Here is a 17,599-nt window from a genome sequence, read left to right as displayed (position 1 = left end):
CTGCATGGCGTCATTTTTCTCAGTAAATGACGCCGCATTCTTCATCAAACGAGGATGAAATAATGATGACCAAAACATTAATTGCACTACTCAGTTTGACCCCGTTAATTGCCATCGCTGAACAAGCTCAAGATATTAGCGAAATTAGCATACAGATCGAACAAGGCTGTGTGTTAGACAACGGCAGTGGAGCGACTGCGTTTGGTGCGATTAATTTTGGTGAACTGAGTAGTTTAACCTACGGAGCAGAAGCAACATCGACACCCGGAAGTGGTTCTATCGGCTTTAGATGCTCCCCTAATTTAAGTTACAGAATTGAACTCGGTAACGGGTTAAATGGCACCGACAGCAGCAATCGCTTGCTACTCAATAATGTTACCGGAGAAACAGTGCCATACCAATTATTTCAAGACCCTGGACGTGCGCAAATATGGGACAGCACTAATGCTGTCAGCGGTAACGCCAGTGGTTTATTTGAATGGCTGCCTATATACGCCGCTATTTCGCCTCAAGCAGTGACTCCCTCAACCGGGAACTACCAAGACAGCGTAGAGGTTGTACTTATTTTCTAAGGAGAAACAACATGAAGCATTTAGCCCCGCTCTTATTAGCCAGCGTATTAGCGATAAACCCTGTTAGCTTGTCAGCGGCTGAATTATTGATTTCGCCTGTGAATATTGATATTGCCCCTGGCGAAAAAGCAGCACTACTCAAATTGCAAAACAACAGCAATACCGCAATGAAAATTCAAGTGCGTGTGCGTCAATGGGACGCACACAACAGCAAGCAAGATAAGCCCAAAGTGGTGGTAAGTCCGTCATCACTTAATATTTTACCGGGTAAACAACAAGTCGTGCGAATTGTTAACACCGGCCCTGCAAGTGACATTAACAACGAACGTTTATATCGGGTATTTTTAGACGAAATTCCAGATATGCAAAACACCTCAGATCAGGGTTTATTACTGCAAGTTCGCTATGCTTTGCCGTTATTTATTGGTGGTCCAAACTTGTCAGTTGCGCGCACTGAAAACTTTGACCAATTAACCAGTATCTGGAATCGCGCTCTAACTTATTCGTACAACAAAAACGCCAATCAGTTGAGCTTTACTAACCAAGCAAACGGTCACGCAAGAATCTCTAAAGTCCGTTATACCAACGGCAGCGATAAAGAGAGCGTTGTATTTGGTGGCTTACTTGGCTATGTCCAAGCCAACAGTCAAGCCGCGTTTGCTGTGTCGCCGGTTGCGCTTACCTCTTCGTCGAAACTATTCGCAGAAATCAATGGTGTCGATGTGGAGATTAACCACGATGGGAGGTAACAATGAAAAATCTAACAAAAGTTATCTTAGTCGCTGCAAGCACCTACACCAGCGCAGTATCTGCTGAAACCTTATATTTGGACGTGTATCTAAATGGCGTTCAGGTAAACCAACTTATTGAGTTTAATCATATCCAAAACCATTTTTGGAGTTCCGAGGACGTTCTCGGCAGTTCATCATTAGCTGAGTATGCAAGTGGTTTAAAGGGGCGTGTTGATTATTGTAACTTACAAGCCGTAACGTGTGACTATAGCTACGAAACTCAACGTCTTTATCTTACCGCAGACATAGATTTGTTTCCTGCCCAGGTAATTAACAGTAAAAAACGAACGTCTATTCCTATCACTCGTTCAAGTGGTGCGCTAGTTAATTACGATATTTATTATCGTGATTACCAGTCTGGCACAACCACAGTCGATTTACTGCAGCAATGGCGCGCATTTGGCGATTGGGGAGTATTTGAAACCACAGCAAATTACCGTAAAGAACTGGGTGGAAGCGATAGCAGTACCGTCGATGAAGGTATGATCCGCTACGACAGTTATTGGCAATATAACGACGAAGAAAATATGCGCTACTGGCGTGTCGGTGACATGATTAGCGCCGGAAATCCCTGGGCTCGTCAAGTGCGAATGGGCGGGATTAAACTGTCGCGTCGTTTTGAGCTAGATCCACAATATGTCAGTTACCCTTATCCCGAATTTATCGGTAGTGCTGTGTTGCCGTCAGACGTTGAAGTGTTTGTAAATAATTACAAAATGTATTCTGGCAATGTAGAACCCGGTAACTTTATTTTAGACAGTGAGCCCACTGTAAATGGTTTTGCCAGTGCCAGTATTGTCACCACTGACATTAACGGTCAGGCTGTCAGTCGAGATTTACAATTTTATGTTGCGCCAGATCTACTTAAGCAAGGCGTGTACGACTACGACCTTAACTTAGGGGTATTAAGACAAGGGTTTGGTCTTGATTCATTTGATTATGACTCAAATCTAACCGCCATTGCCGATGTGCGTTATGGCTTAACCGACTACATGTCGGTATCTTCGCATGCCGAACTGAGCAAAGATGTTTACAACGTCGGTTTTGGAACTGATTTTACGCTAGGTAATCTTGGGGTATTTTCGTTTGCTGCTGCCCACGGGCAAGACAAAAATAACAGCGGTTGGTTAGGCCTTGCTGGTTATCGTTTTCAAGCCAATAACTGGGGTTTTTCAGCCCAAGTTAAGCAACAGCAACAAGGTTACCGCGACACAGGTTCAACCCAATTTGTGTCGCAAATCGAACGTGAAGTGCAAGCCAATGCAGCATACTCATTTGATAATGGCGTATCTGTTGGTGTGGGCTATTTTGATATTACCAAGTTCGATGATGATGACCGTCGCCTGGTATCTGCTTTTTATAATCAATCAATCGACACAGCCTCTATTTCAGCGAGTGTTAACTGGGATCCGGATCGCGACGATGTGAGTGTTGGGTTAAATTTCTCGATCCCATTTGGGACTCGTTCGCGTGCTAGCGTAAGCCATGTACGTGACAATAAAGGTGAAGACCGGACCGTTGCCTCTGCCTCATTTGCCCGCAATGGCAACCGTGGTTTTAGAGGTAACGTAAGTAATGTTGTTGGCACCAGTGACTTTTCAGCTAACGGCAGCTGGAGAGGTGACAAAGTTGAATTAACTGGTGGGTACTACAACCGTGGTGGTTCAAGTGGCCATTGGGGTCAGGCCTCGGGCTCGTTAATTTGGTCTAAAAGTCGTTTCTTGTTAGGTAATCGCGTCGCCGATACTTTTGCTGTGGTATCAACCGGTGGTATTGCAGATGTGCCGGTATTAATTGAAAACCAGGAAGTGGGTGAGTCTGACGATGACGGCATGTTACTGGTGACTGGCCTTGCATCATATAATCCAGTCAATATCAGCATTAACACTAAATCATTACCGTTAGACACCAATGTGGTGAACGATCAAATACAAGTGATGGCAGCAGAAAGTCACGGTGTAGATGTCGATTTTGAACTGTATCAAACCAAAGCGGCCATTGTGATTGTTAACGACGAGCAAGGTCAGCCTATTCCTGTTGGGGCATTAGCGACCCTTAATGGTCAGCAAAATGGATACTTTGTTGGTTGGGATGGTGAGTTATATCTTGAAAAACTACAAGACAACAACACCTTAACCCTTATATGGGACGGTAAGCAGTGTGTGCTTGAGTTTGCCTACAGCAAACAAGAAGATGACATTCCTGTTATTGGCCCATTGGTATGTGCGCCTGAAGTAGCCAATGCACTGATAATGATAAACGATCAACAAGGCCAACCGGTACCCGCAGGAACCTTAGCCATTATTAATGATCAACTTGAACCACAAGTTGTCGGTAAAAATGGTCAGTTGTCATTATCATCGCTTACGGCGCAAAACATCGTGACCCTTAACTGGGCAGACCAACAATGTTCTGCTGAATTTACATATCGTAAAACAGATGAGCAAACACCGGTCATTGGCCCAATTACCTGTGAACCTAAACAGTTCATTGCAATTGTGATTGTTAACGACAGCAAAGGTAATCCTATTCCTGCTGGCGCCAGTGCCATCATTAACAGTGATGAGCAACCACAAACAGTAGCGCATCACGGTGAAGTTTATCCGCAAGTACTACAGGCGCAAAATCAGATGGTATTGCAGTGGGATAACAAACAATGCTCAGTTGAGTTTAGTTATACCCAAATCAATCATCAAAAAGCCATCATTGGGCCATTGGTATGCCAACATCCTGACAGTATGGCTAACGTCACATCGCCTGAAACCCAGACTGACTCTAAGCCTGAAATGCTTGATGCCATCAACACGGTTGCTATCGATGTTCAGCCAAGTCATACAAACACGCCAACCCATGCAGATGAACAAACTCATGTCGACGCTCAAAGCGTGCAAGCAAAGGTTAACACTCAGGCATCTGTGAGCTTTGATACTCCTGTTGATACTCAAGTAACGGCAGGCATTCAAGCCGCGCAGAGTGCAGAGTATGCAGTAAATACTCAGGTATCAGTCAAAAATGAGGCATCTGATAATGGCGCATCTGTTAATGAGATGACCGTTAATGAAATGATAGTGAAAACCCAAGCGGCTATTAACACTCAAGCGTTGGTTATAGAGCAACATCAGCACAGCATAAACCTGGAGTACATATCAGCTACAGTGCAACAGGTTGCCTCACAGTTAACGTTAACCGCTCAAACACCAGCGATAGCGTCAACCACACACAAAGCCGCTATTACAGAGTTCAGCCAAATCCTTAGCGATACCTTAATCGTAAAGGCACAACAATTTATTCAAGATACAGCTAAGTGGTTTTATAAAAACAAGCAAGGTTATGCAAACAAATGGATTATAGAGCAACAGGTCGCTGTTGATACCGCTATCGATGCTACTCAAAGCATCAACGCTACTCATACCAGTATCCACAAAGCCGCTAAACAGGCCGCAAACAAGCAATGGTTTATTCAAGCAACCATTAATACTATGGAAATTAATCGTATAAACGAAGCGTTGATTACAAAGGGCAACAGGTATGCAGTTAACACATTGAGAACAAGTATGGCCTCAATGGCATACATGCCTAATGCGCCGAATAGATACAAGCAACGACGATGGTATTACGCAAGTCCCCATCAATTGAAACACCATGGCTCGAAGTTACAACAAGCACCGCCACAACGATATTTAATGTACCAACCACACACACGTTTTATTACACAGCAAAGTAAAGGGGAAACAGTATGAACATAATAAGCAAACTGTGTTGTACAGCCGTTATGGTGTTCACATGCCAACATGTTTACGCAGACTGTGTTGTGGGTGGTAACAGTAATCAAAATCTAGGCACGTTTAGCTCAGCATCAATTTCTACCGGTATTGTAGAAACGTCGTTTAGCTCAGACTTTGGTTGTTCAGGTTTTGTTAACTTATTAGATTTTAGTGAAATTGATGCCACGTTAGTGGGAGCAGATTTCCAATTGACCGCTGTTAATGGAGATGCAATACCTTATACACTTTATACCGCACCAGAGCGTACAGACCCGTTTACCCTTAACGAAACAGTCAGCTTTGGCTCATTTAACCTTTTGGATTTACTGGGCTTATTTGGCGACGACGGTACTATCCCTATCTATCTGTCTACGGGAACCGCGAATGTAGGTGTGGGGACCTATAGCGACACCATTTCAGTACTATGGCAATGGGATTATTGTTCAGGAATTGGCTTATTAGGGATCTGCTTAGGTCGCGACAATGGCTCTGCAACCGTAATGATAAATGTGCAACTTACCGTGACAGAAAGCTGTAGCGTACAAACCTCAGATGTGTCGCTGGGCACAGTGTCTTACCTCGGAGCCGCTCACAGTGCCATATTACCGCTAGACATCAACTGCACTAAACAACTGAGCTATCAATATTATGTCGATGGCGGCGATAACTTTAATGCCGGTCAAAGGAACATGGCATTTAACACCGATACCATCGCCTATAAAATCACCACAACCGACGGCAATACCTTAATCGGCCCAGACTTATCAGCCAGTGTTGCAGGAATTGGGATTGGTAATAACCAGGCATTTCAATTTTTGGTTGAAACCCTAGTCGAAGACCGATTCCCACTTCCAGGTGTATATCGCGATCAGGTGAGGGTGATTGTTGAGTTTTAAGATTGTAAATCAGAGTTCTAGTTTAATGTGATAATCAAAGACAGTTACACAGCCTAACGAGCCAACAACTATGATCGCGTTGTTGGTTCGTATTAGGCATTTACTTCCTCAAAGTCAGCATCAACCAACACCTGCTTTAATCGAGCAAAAGTGACCATAGTGTCATTGGCAATCAATGGGGCATAATCAAGATTATGTGCATTAAGCTGGTATTGACCATTTGATAATTTACTCACTTTTCGCAGTAAATACTGATTGTCGCCAGCGTCATCCTGTATTTCGATAGCCATGATTTTACCTGTTATTGAGCCTGCATTAATGGCGGTAACACGTTCAAGTAATAATAAATCACCATCTTTAATGGGATTCTTGCCACCATTCATAGAGTTACCGCTGGCTGGAGCAATAAAGTAAATCGTGGGATCAAGTTTACTGTATGTGTTGTTTAGTTTGAGTAAGTCATGATTATCATCAGTACCCGTTTTAAAATGACCACAGGCAATTTTTAAATTCGGGTAAAAATTCAGTTGTACAGTGTCTTTGGTATTAACTGCTTTAGCGAATGAAACCACATTGTCTTTTTCATTGTTAATAGCAAGGTCTTTGGACTGTTGACGCTCGCTGTAACGCGCTAACAGTAATTCAGTTAGTTCTCGGATTGCCATTGATAGCAGAGAGATATCTGCGCTATTTATTTCAATATTGGCTTGTAATTGGCCATTTTTTACAACAAACCACGGCTGTGGATCGGCCTTATCTTGTTTGCATAAAAACGTAATTGGATTGTTCAGCCAATAGGTTTTCCATTTAGGTGAGTTTGCATCGATGGATTGCAAGTCGGCTTTAACATCTTGAACCCATAACTTGGGATAACGCTTAAATATGTGCCAACTTTTAACACAGACAGCTTCAATTGTGGGTGGTTGATTTAAACCATCTAATTCTATAAATGCTTCCAGTAAGATGGCTTTAAAACACTTGCTAATTGAGGCTTTTTCTATCCCTTGACTGAGAAATGTAAGATAAGTTGCCAGGTTAGCTATTTGCTTATTTTCGCTTTCATCTTGTTCTTGGTTTAACACCAGTTCAAACCAGCTACCAAACTGCTTGGTCATTTTATTCCAAGCATAATCACTTCTATAAAACTCAGTTGCTGTTGGTCGATGCCCTAAATTATCTCTGAGTAATCGATATTGTTCATCTGCTTTGGTGTAATCGAGTTTTAGTTGTCGCCAAAAGTCGATTAATTGTGGATCGATATTAATAACACAGTCTGGATGAAGCTTTGGCGCGTCGAGCTCTTTTAATGTCTTTTTGGCATCGCTTGTTTGCAGTAATGCCATTGGGCGATTTAAAAAGCTAATATGATTTCCGATGAAGTCGATTACAGATACATAGGTTTTATTAGTGTCGGGTGAGGTACGTAGACCTCGGCCTAACTGCTGTAAAAATAAGATTTTTGACTCTGTGGGGCGCAAGATCAAAATAGTGTCAATTGAGGGTAAATCAGTACCTTCATTGAATAAATCGACCGAAAAAATAACTTCAATTTTGCCCATGGCTAATAGGCTCAGTGCCTCACCACGTTTTACTTGAGAGTCACTGTGAACAGACACTGCGTTTATGCCTTGAGTCGTAAACCATGTAGCCATAAAGTCTGCATGTGCTTTAGACACACAAAATGCCAAGGTGCGTTGTTGTTTATGTGATTGCCAATGACCAAAAATGTGTTTTGCCCGTTTTTGAGTGGCAAATTTGAATTCAAGTGTTTTAGGATCGAACTTACCATTTCGCCATGGTAAATCACGATAATCTACGGTTTCGTCATTAATGCCTTGGTAACGAAATGGCACCAAAATGCCTAACTCAATACCACCAACGATGTTCTTTTCGTACACTAAATTGTTATCGCACAGGGACAAAATATCAGCTTGGTCGGTTCGCTCTGGTGTAGCTGTTAAGCCTAATAAAAATTGTGGCGTAAAGTGGTTTAATAGAGATTGATAACTGCTAGCACCAGCATGATGAAATTCATCCACAATCACATAATCGAAGTGATTAGGGTTAACTTGATTAAGGTTTGCCTGTTTACCTAATGTCTGAATTGAAGCAAATACAATATCTGCATCCAACACTTTAGTTTTTGCATTAAAATGACCACTCACAAGTTTTGGTAATAAAGACTTAAATGTTCGTTCTGCTTGCAATAAAATCTCTTCGCGATGAGCGACAAACAACACTTTGCGGGCATTAAATTGTTGCACATCAAATGCGGCTAACCATGTTTTGCCCATACCTGTTGCAAGAACAACTAATCCTTTTGATTGTAATGCGTGTCGTGTTTGTGCCAGAGCATATAAAGCTTCTTGTTGTGCAATATTCGGAACTAATTCTTCAGGTTCAGCTTCACCAACGACTGCTAACGGAGGTTTAACTTTTTTGCGGATCTCAGCATATTGGTTTATGTACGTGTCATTAAGATCGATAGCTTGAGGGTGATTAAATATATACGTAAATTGATGGCGGATATTATTAAATTCAGTCGGGTTTTGGTTTTCTATTAAATCGTAACGTAAGCACCATTCAAAGGCATGAGTGAGTGCTGTTTTACTGATATTGTTGGATCCGATATACGCACAACCCGTTTTTAATAAATCTGAATGTTCTTGTACGAAGATATAGGCTTTCATGTGAAAACTTTGTTGGCCTTCACAATTAAAAATTTTGGTTTTTGCGCCTAGAGATTGCAAAATCATCAATTCGCGTAAAGCTACAGGATCGGTAATATACAGGTAATTTGACGTTAAAATAGCAATGTCCGCGCCGCGTTCTAATGCTTCCGTTAAACTATCAAATAGCAACTTAAGTCCAGAAAACTGGATAAACGAAACCGATATTTCAATGTGTGATGCTCGGTTAATTGAATGCAGTAGCTTTGGTAAAAGTGGGTCGTCTTGACCACCGCTGGTTAATACAGGTCCTTCTGCTAACTTCATATTTACTCTCTACTTTACAGCCTTAATGAGAATGGCATTAAGCCAACTTTCGTTTTCACGTCCAGGGCGAACATCTGTTGTTATCCAAGTTTGTTTACACAGCAAACCAGAGCCTTTAATCCATTGTTTTAGTAAAGACTCATCTGCATCTGCGAAAAAACGGCCGTTATGGGTTCGCTCTTGTTTGCCATATTTAAAAGAGCAATAAAATACGCCATTTGCTACTAGTGTACTGCCTAAAATAGCAAACGTGTTGGGTAGGGCACTTGCATCAACATGAAGTAAAGAAGCGCAAGCCCAAATCCCATCAAATGTCAGTGTTGGATCTATTTGATCGAAGGTACATACGGTAACATTTTGACCAATATATTCAGATGCTGCTTTGGCTAATTCAGCACTGGCATCGATTGATGTGACATCGAACCCTAATTGGATAAAGGCTTTACTGTCTCTACCTGAACCACATCCAGCGTCCAATACTCGAGCATTGACTGGTAAGTGATTTAAAAAGGGTTGGTATAACTCACTGACATCGGCATTAACAGTTGAGTTGAAAAAGTCTTGGGAATGTTGATTGTAAAACTCGATAGTAGACATGGTTAACCCTATAAAAAACATAATTTGAGTTTATCGAGAATCTACAATGCTCTCAAGTATTTAGTTTGTGATTTCGTTACTTAAAACACAACGTTGTTATCAATAATCGACTTGCCTAATCACTGCGATAGCGACTTCGCTTCGACCTTTTTTAGACGGTACGCGATGGCCGGTATCGGCATTGGTTTTCATGGTTTGTAAAAACTGATTCATTTGTGGGCCAATACTGATGTGTAACGGGCGGTCTTTGCCGTAGTAGTAGAGACGGTCGAATTTCAGGTTTTCACAAATCCATGCAGCGACTTGTTGCATATTAACGGCTGTGCCAGCTGGATTATCGATTACGGTAAAGTCGCAGGCGGCACCTAGGCGATCGCAAATGAGTTTTTGATTTTGATTAACCTCGTGTGAACAATGTTGATCTAATTTGGGCGCAATGTGCGGATTACGATTTTTGGCTATTTTACGAGCAAGTTCTGGAGAGCAAAAACCGTAGGTGAGTGACAATGGACCAAATTGGTCGACTATGGGGTCAAGTATCTGGGTTGCCAGTAAACTAAGTGCGCGCCAGGTGTCGGGTTGTAATGGTAGGTTTTCAATATGATGTTGTTGCGCGGTAACACCACAATTAATGAGGTCAGCATAGGTAAAATGGCGGCTGGCTTTGCCATTAATATTATAGGAAAACAATCGACATCCCTGATGTGTGTGCATTTAGGCTAACAATAGCGTGTATTGATTATGTTGACTAGATAGCTGTGCTAATTGAGGTCGCAATATGTTGATAATGTTATGGAGTGTGATCGGTTTAGATTTAGCAGCAACGCTTTTGCATGGCGGTATCGATAACCTTGCTTAGTTACCATTGATGAATACGATTACCACGCTGTATTTTTTAACTCGTTCACTAGCGCTTAAAGGGTGTGTTTTTTGTGAAGATTTTGATTGTTAACGTTAACGAGTTAAAAAAAGCCCAAAACCGAGTTGGTTTTGGGCTTGTAGCATAACGTTAGTGGTATAGGTTAAGACTTATTACGCCTTGTATTGCGGGTAGTCGCTGTAGCCTTTAGCATCACCACCATATAAGGTGAGGCGTGCGTCGGCATCAAATTCGGCTAATGGCCAGTTATGATAGAAACGTTCAACCAAATCTGGGTTAGTGACATAAGGCGTAGCAAATGCGACTAAATCTGCATACTGCTTGGCGAGCAAGTCTTGTGCTGTCTCTTTGGTTAACTTGCCTGCGATCATGATTGGGTTGGGGTAAACCTCACGCACTTGTTGGCGAAACGATTCTGGCACTTCAAGGTAACGTGAAATGTTTTCAGAAAAGTGCACGTAGGCTAAGTCTAATTTCACCATGTTTGCCAATGCTGCTAGCGTTAACTCAACAATTTCAGGATCTTCTTCTGTAAAGCCTTCAATAACATGCGGTGATAGTCGCACGGCCACTTTGTTGCCGCCAATGGCATCAGCTACTGCGGTTAGCGTTTCTAATAAAAAGCGCATTCTATTTTGTTGACTGCCACCATATTGATCTTGGCGCTGATTGCTTTCTAAGTGTAAAAAAGTGTCAAACAAGTAGCCGTGTGCTGCATGAATTTCGACACCATCAAATCCGGCTTCTATGGCATTTTTAGCCGTCTGCACAAAATCGTTAATGGTATTGTTGATATCTTCTTGAGTCATGGCTTTAGGTTGCTCGGTTTCGATCATCCCAAAACCACCTTCTGGCAATGGGCCAAACACTTGGTCGGGGATTTTTATCGCCGATGCTGCCACAGGTTGTTGGCCTGAAATGCTTGAATGACTGCGACGACCTACATGCCACAATTGAGCAAATATCTTACCGTCTTTGGCGTGTACGGCTTGTGTGATCTGTTTCCAGCCCTCAACTTGTGCTGTGGTGTAAATGCCTGGGGTCATTGAGTAGCCACGGCCCACTGCAGAAATAGGTGTGCCTTCACTAATAATTAATCCCGCACTGGCGCGTTGTTGATAATAATCAGCCATGATTTGGTTGGGTACATCACCTGGCTGTGAGCTGCGTGAGCGTGTCATTGGTGCCATGACAATTCGGTTGTTGGTATTAAGTGATGAGCCGCTAAAAGGCTGAAACAATAAGTGGTCTTGTACTTTGTATGTTGGGTAATCTGTTAAGCCTACTTCGCCACCACCAAAGAGGGTTTCGGGCACGTGTTTGGCTAATGGGTAACCTTGTTTTATGCGTTCAGGTAGGTCTGGGTTTGCAACAAATGGACGGCCAAAGCCAATCATGTCGGCTAAGCCTGAGTCAATGGCGTGATGGGCTTTATCGCCATTGTAACGGCCAGCATAAATCAACACACCGTCAAATGCGTCACGTAAACCTTGCTTGAATGAGACAGGAGTATCAGGCGCATCGTCCCAATCGACTTCGGCAATATGTAAATACACAATGTGATGTTTGTTCAGTAATGCCGCAGCGGCTGTGTAGGTGTTGATTGGGTCAGCATCGACCGTGCCGTTGAGTGTAGTGAGCGGGGCGAGGCGTACACCCACACGATTAGCGCCTATGGCGTCGACCATGGCACCGACCACTTCATCAAGAAAGCGTAAACGATTTTGTAAACTGCCACCGTATTGGTCGGTACGTTGATTCGATTCTGAATCAATAAATTGGTTAATAAGGTAGCCATTGGCAGCATGCAGTTCGATACCGTCAAAGCCTGCTTCTATTGCGTTAATGGCAGCTTGTTTAAATTGTGCCACGACTTGTTGAATATCATCTATGGTCATTTCGCGTGGTTGTGCGGCATCGACAAAACCGGGTGCATCGGTATTGTTGTCGATAAACACTTTTACGTTTTGTGCTTTTAGTGCCGACGATGATATAGGTTGCTCACCGCCAATATTGTCAGGGTGGGTAACACGTCCAACATGCCATAACTGGGCAAACATGGTGCCGCCTTTGGCATGCACGGCATCTGTTACTTTACGCCAGCCTTGAATTTGCTCTGCGGTATAAATGCCCGGAGTCCACGCATAACCTTTCCCCATGGCTGAAATTTGGGTGCCTTCTGAAATAATGAGTCCTGCTGTGGCGCGTTGTGCGTAGTACGTTGCCATTAAATCATTAGCAACGTCACCAGGTTGGCTAGCTCTAGAGCGGGTCATTGGTGGCATAACAATACGGTTTTTTAGGGTGATATCGCCCAGTTGAATGGGTTGGAAAAGAGATGTTGTCATTTGTGAGCCCTCATAAAGAATTGACCACAGAGTAACAAATAACACTGATTTGATTTATAGCGTTAATCGCAAATGATTTTTGTGAAATATGCAAAAATAAGTCAATTGCATTTGCGCCAGCTCTAACATCAGAGAAAAACTAAGACCAAAGGCGGGTTAGGCCATGATGATAGGGCGTAAAGTTAGCGGTTAAGCCAATGATCGAGGTCTTCTGGGGTTATGTGGTATTGGGCGTCAGCTTGAAGGTAGACTATTTTAGCGCGTCTACGGTCGATAAATTCAGTAACGTAACATGAATCCAGGTCATCGACAGCGCGTTGTTGATATCATCGATATCTGGGAAATAAAAAAGGTCTTCATTATGAAGACCTTTATTGTATTGATGACTTATCTGTCATCGATAGGGAAAACTTACTTAGCTAATTTTAAGAAGTAGTCAAAGATTTCAGGTACGTTGCCGTTACCTAAACCTGAGTCGAATGCAGCTTGTAAATTAGCAGATGAACCTTCGGCAATTTTAGATTCTGTGCCTAGATCTTCTACCATTTTCAAGAAGTAGCCTAAATCTTTGTTGGCGTTAGCAATTGAGAAACCTAAGTCACTTACACCATCAACTGCGTAGTTTTTACAGAATTTCATAAACGGTGAGTTAGATGGACCTGCTGACATGATGTCGAACAGTTGCGCACGGTCAACACCGGCAAGTTCTGCTACTGCAAACGCTTGAGACATTGCACATACTGTGGTCATACCCATAAAGTTGTTGATTAACTTAGTGGTATGGCCGGCACCTAAAGCACCTAGGTGGAATACGTTTTCACCTTGCTCGTCAAGCACAGGTTTTACCTTATTAAAGGTGTCCATGTCGCCAGCGGCCATGATGTTTAATAGACCATCTTTAGCATGTGCAGGAGTACGGCCGAGTGGGGCGTCGATCATGCCTGCGCCTTTAGCTGCTAAATCTGCACCAATTTTGCGTGTAGAAGATGGGATTGATGTACCAAAATCAATTAGTACAGAACCTTCTTTGATACCGGCTAAGATACCATCGTCACCGTATACAAGTTTTTCAACGACTGCTGATGTGGTTAAGCACAACATAACAATGTCACTTGATGCGGCAAGTTCTTTTGCTGAACTGACTGATTTAGCGCCACGAGCAACACAGGTCGCAACAGCGTCTTTATTAAGGTCCATTACATTTAGCTGGTAACCTCTTTTTTGTAGGTTCTCAACCATGTTGCCGCCCATAAGGCCTAGGCCGATGAAACCGATGACTGGTTTTGTCATATCTAACTCCTAAATATAGTGGTGAATGCGTATCTACGATAAAATTTGTATGCCTGACTAATGAGACTGGCAATGTATTTCATGTTGTCTGTGTTGTTCAAAAATCGGTAAATTGATTATCAACTTGTATTACAAAATTTTAGTTAATTATAACCACATTGTCAACCAATTATGCCAATTGGACATACCAAAATTTTTATTGGTATGATTTAAGGTAAAACACGTGATTATTGAGTCGGTTTAGTACTGGATTTAAGAAAGACAACAAGGCATTAGTATTGATTCTATAAAGTAAAAAGCCTATCGATTGATAGGCTTTTTAGTGTTTGTCGATTAGAACTTAGCGCGGACGCCTAGGGTGTATCGACGGTCTGCTTCGCTATATGCCCAAACAGAACCTAGCTCAGTTGTGTATTCAATTGGTTCACCTGTTAGGTTAACCGCATTGGCTACAACAGTGAAACTTTCGTTGATGTCATAACTCACAGAGAAATCAAACTGTCCTCTGGCTTCGCGATAGCTATTACCTACAGTAGGGTCGTAGCTGTCAGCAGAAGGGTCGTTTTGGTTAAATACGTTGTAACCTAACGCACCTACAGTTTGAACACGTTTAGTTGTTTGCTCATCTAAATAACGATCACGCCAGTTGTATGCAAGACGTAACTGAAGATCTTCGCCTTCCCAGTAAACTTGAGTATTTGTTGTGTGCTTAGAGATATTCAACAATGGGTTACCATCTGGTTGCTCACTGTCTGCATAAGTATAGTTAGCGTTAACGCCTAAACCTGACCAAATGCCTGGTAAGAAGTCAAACTGCTGCTGATAACCTAGCTCTAAACCTCTAACTTCACCGCTACCGCCATTCACATCAGTATCAATTACGATACCAGTACGACCTGCTGCTTTTTCTGCATCAACATACGCTAAACCTTGATCTTGTGTCGCGTTAACGATGTCGCCTTGGCTTTGGCCAGCGGTATCAAGTAAACAGATGTTGTTCCACTGAGTCGTGTTTTGACCTGTAATGGTACCAGAGTCAGCTAAACAGCTGCTGTCGCTTTGAGTGAATGATTGAACATCTTTATAGAATAAAGCTGCTGAAACGATTCCGCCGCCATCAAAGTAATGTTCAACTGAAAAATCATACTGAGTAACACGGTATGGTTCTAACTGATATGAACCTTGAGTACCAGTTACTAACGAGTTATCAATTGATAGTGCAGGGCTTAGCTCATCAAAGTCAGCACGACGCATTACTTTTGCAGCTGCAAAACGTAGTAGTGTTTCTTCTGATAGGGTATACGTCACGTTTAAGCTTGGTAAAAAGTCTGAGTAGTCATTTTTACCCGTGGTTAGGATTCGATTGCCGTTTGTGTCAATTGAATCAACAATGCTTGATTCCAGTTCAGTTTGAATATAACGACCACCAACAACTGCAGTTAGGTCTTCAAAGTCTAAATGGAATTGTGCGTAGATAGCGCTGGTTTTTTCGTTAATAAACTTATATGCACTTGTGTCTTCAACCATGTTGTCTGCTAAAGAACCGTCCATTGCATAGGTGGTGCCCGCTAACATTTGTTGTACTAATGCATAAGTTGCTTCAGCATCTTGTAGTTTTTCAGCATCATAAACATTGTAAGTAAGTAAATCATTTTGACCGGCAATGCCTGTTTGGTCGAAAGAGTTACTCATATTAATGGTTTTAAAGCTGTCACTGATGATTGGGTTATCAATCCATGTAGGGCTGTATAAACCGTCAGCATTTTTAGCATTTTTATATGCATCTTTAAGCGTGTTACCGTTTGGCTTAAGGTCAAAACGGTTAGACGTGTAGTCGCGGTCTGTAAAACGAACACCTGCTTTAACAGCAGTAACAAAGTCGACACCAATATCGTTGATCTTAAAGTCAAAACGTAATGCTTGCTCTTCGTTATCAGTATCAATAGTTTTATGGAAAAACTCACGGAAAACTAAGTTGTCTGGATTTGTTAGCATGCCCGTGTCAGCAAACACGTATGATGGAATACCATCGCCGCTGGTTGAGCTACCAGTACTGGTGTGTGTCACTAGACTTAATGTTGGATCAGTACGTTCAATAGGGCGTAAGTTAAATTCTGACGCAGTTTGACGTTCTTCCGATTTTGAAATGGCATATTCAGCAAACAATTCAATATTGTCGGTAATATTCCATTCTGCACCAATTGCGTGTGACGATGTTTCGTTGGTGGTAAAATCACTCCAGGTTTTTGGAATAGTTAATACACCGGTTAAATCGTAGTTATGCAATTGACCGTTGCCGTCGTAGTAAGAATCGCTTCTTGGTACTACGCTTCCGCCAACGTCAAGGATAGAGTAGGCTGCCTGGCCACCATCAAGTTCAGTCGCGTTCATGTCAACGTAGATGTTTAAATCTTCGTTAGTTGGCGCCCATTGTAATGATAAACCGTAAGCAGTACGTTCACGTTGTTCAATTTTTTGCTCAACAGTGCTTTCGGTACGACGTAGGTATTTACCGTTAGGTCCACCTGATACATCGACAGTACCATCGCCATCGATATCAATGTCGTCTTGTAGATCGACTTTATTAAAGTATTCGTCGCGACGAAGTTCACGGTCTTGGTAAGACACGTTAACAGAAGCACCAAAAGTACCCGCTTCGCCTAAGTCCCAGTTATTACCCATTGCTGCGGTAAAGTTAGGCGCTACGTTTTCTGTTTTGTCTGCGTATTCACCGTCTAGTGTTACAGCAACTAGAGGCTCTGAAAGTTCTAGTGGACGTACAGTTTGCATATTAACTGTACCGCCGAGAGCACCTTCGATCATTTCAGGCGTTGGCGACTTAATTACTTCAACTGTTTTTAAGAAGCTTGAAGGGAAGTCATCTAGGCTAATACCGCCACGGCCTGGGCCGGCAGTAGAGCGGCCATTTAATAAAATAAGGTTTTCTGATACGCCACGAATAGTGACCGACTCACCAACACCAAAGTCAGATTCAATTGACACACCGGTGATACGCTGAAGAGCTTCTGCAATGTTATTGTCTGGTAATTTACCAATATCTTCTGCAACGATTGCATCAACGATACGGGCATCAGTACGTTTAAGTAAGTTAGCCGCTTTTAAGCTACCAAAGATACCGCGCACAGCAATAACTTCAATTTCACTTGTGTCGACTTGTTCTGCTGCAACTTCTTCTGCATCAGCGGCATAAACTGCTGGCATAGTTAATATTGCAGTTAGTGTTGCGCCAAATATTGTTATGTTATTGGCTTTATTTTTTGAGCTACTAAACATAGCGCTTATTTTATTAAGCTTCATAATTCCCCCCAAAGAACTAAATAGTTGGTATTACCAGTTGGCCTACCAATTGTTGTTGTTTTATTCAACAACAACATTTATATAACACGTTACCAATAATTGCAATCTACTTTACCAAAATAAAAACATTGTATTACCAAGAGCTAA

At 42.3% G+C, this 17,599-nt stretch carries 10 protein-coding genes and 1 pseudogene; 4 read left to right on the top strand and 7 right to left on the bottom strand.

Features of this window, described 5'->3' with window-relative positions; genetic code table 11:
* Positions 1 to 62 precede the first annotated feature (62 nt).
* Genes IEY40_RS02595 through IEY40_RS02580 form a run of 4 tightly spaced genes read left to right on the top strand, consistent with a single transcriptional unit; the run spans position 63 to position 6,023 of the window.
* The gene (locus IEY40_RS02595) at positions 63 to 572 is read left to right on the top strand and encodes a Csu type fimbrial protein (protein ID WP_188953027.1); all 510 of its coding nucleotides are present in this window, start codon (positions 63 to 65) and stop codon (positions 570 to 572) included.
* Positions 573 to 583: 11 nt separating this feature from the next.
* A complete protein-coding gene (locus tag IEY40_RS02590) occupies positions 584 to 1,321 on the top strand; it encodes a fimbrial biogenesis chaperone (RefSeq protein ID WP_188953025.1) in 738 nt (245 codons plus the stop codon).
* Between the two features lie 2 nt (positions 1,322 to 1,323).
* Entirely contained in the window at positions 1,324 to 5,103 is a 3,780-nt protein-coding gene (locus IEY40_RS02585) for a FimD/PapC C-terminal domain-containing protein (RefSeq protein WP_188953023.1), read from the top strand.
* Positions 5,100 to 6,023 carry a spore coat protein U domain-containing protein gene (locus tag IEY40_RS02580; protein ID WP_188953021.1) on the top strand — a complete coding sequence of 308 codons (924 nt, stop codon included), beginning with the start codon at positions 5,100 to 5,102 and terminating at the stop codon, positions 6,021 to 6,023. Before IEY40_RS02585 ends, IEY40_RS02580 begins: the two co-directional genes overlap by 4 nt.
* 92 nt (positions 6,024 to 6,115) lie before the next feature.
* Here the strand turns inward: IEY40_RS02580 and IEY40_RS02575 are convergent, their stop codons facing one another.
* The 7 genes and pseudogenes from IEY40_RS02575 to IEY40_RS02545 all read right to left on the bottom strand — a co-directional run bounded on the left by IEY40_RS02575 (position 6,116) and on the right by IEY40_RS02545 (position 17,452).
* A complete protein-coding gene (locus IEY40_RS02575) occupies positions 6,116 to 9,019 on the bottom strand; it encodes a DEAD/DEAH box helicase family protein (protein WP_188953019.1) in 2,904 nt (967 codons plus the stop codon).
* Between the two features lie 9 nt (positions 9,020 to 9,028).
* The gene (locus IEY40_RS02570; protein WP_188953017.1) at positions 9,029 to 9,616 is read right to left on the bottom strand and encodes a class I SAM-dependent methyltransferase; all 588 of its coding nucleotides are present in this window, start codon (positions 9,614 to 9,616) and stop codon (positions 9,029 to 9,031) included.
* 99 nt (positions 9,617 to 9,715) lie between these two features.
* On the bottom strand, positions 9,716 to 10,306 hold the full coding sequence (locus IEY40_RS02565; RefSeq protein ID WP_188953015.1) for a hypothetical protein: 591 nt from the start codon (positions 10,304 to 10,306) through the stop codon (positions 9,716 to 9,718).
* A gap of 342 nt (positions 10,307 to 10,648) precedes the next feature.
* Positions 10,649 to 11,737 carry an alkene reductase gene (locus IEY40_RS02560; RefSeq protein WP_188953481.1) on the bottom strand — a complete coding sequence of 363 codons (1,089 nt, stop codon included), beginning with the start codon at positions 11,735 to 11,737 and terminating at the stop codon, positions 10,649 to 10,651.
* 18 nt (positions 11,738 to 11,755) lie between these two features.
* Positions 11,756 to 12,844 (bottom strand): annotated as a pseudogene (locus IEY40_RS02555) (alkene reductase); the annotation flags it as partial.
* A 411-nt stretch (positions 12,845 to 13,255) separates the two neighbouring features.
* Entirely contained in the window at positions 13,256 to 14,134 is an 879-nt protein-coding gene (locus tag IEY40_RS02550) for an NAD(P)-dependent oxidoreductase (RefSeq protein ID WP_188953013.1), read from the bottom strand.
* Positions 14,135 to 14,467: 333 nt separating this feature from the next.
* The gene (locus IEY40_RS02545; RefSeq protein WP_188953011.1) at positions 14,468 to 17,452 is read right to left on the bottom strand and encodes a TonB-dependent receptor; all 2,985 of its coding nucleotides are present in this window, start codon (positions 17,450 to 17,452) and stop codon (positions 14,468 to 14,470) included.
* Positions 17,453 to 17,599: the final 147 nt, after the last annotated feature.

Origin of the sequence: Shewanella ulleungensis, from assembly GCF_014648315.1 — a bacterium.
Classification (GTDB): Bacteria; Pseudomonadota; Gammaproteobacteria; order Enterobacterales; family Shewanellaceae; genus Shewanella; species Shewanella ulleungensis.
This window is presented reverse-complemented; position numbering and strand designations above follow the sequence as displayed.

Bases quoted from the DNA above. Each gene is read 5' to 3' on its own strand.
- IEY40_RS02595 (WP_188953027.1), top strand. From the start codon at position 63: ATGATGACCAAAACATTAATTGCACTACTCAGTTTGACCCCGTTAATT.
- IEY40_RS02590 (WP_188953025.1), top strand. From the start codon at position 584: ATGAAGCATTTAGCCCCGCTCTTATTAGCCAGCGTATTAGCGATAAAC.
- IEY40_RS02585 (WP_188953023.1), top strand. From the start codon at position 1,324: ATGAAAAATCTAACAAAAGTTATCTTAGTCGCTGCAAGCACCTACACC.
- IEY40_RS02580 (WP_188953021.1), top strand. From the start codon at position 5,100: ATGAACATAATAAGCAAACTGTGTTGTACAGCCGTTATGGTGTTCACA.
- IEY40_RS02575 (WP_188953019.1), bottom strand. From the start codon at position 9,019: ATGAAGTTAGCAGAAGGACCTGTATTAACCAGCGGTGGTCAAGACGAC.
- IEY40_RS02570 (WP_188953017.1), bottom strand. From the start codon at position 9,616: ATGTCTACTATCGAGTTTTACAATCAACATTCCCAAGACTTTTTCAAC.
- IEY40_RS02550 (WP_188953013.1), bottom strand. From the start codon at position 14,134: ATGACAAAACCAGTCATCGGTTTCATCGGCCTAGGCCTTATGGGCGGC.
- IEY40_RS02545 (WP_188953011.1), bottom strand. From the start codon at position 17,452: ATGAAGCTTAATAAAATAAGCGCTATGTTTAGTAGCTCAAAAAATAAA.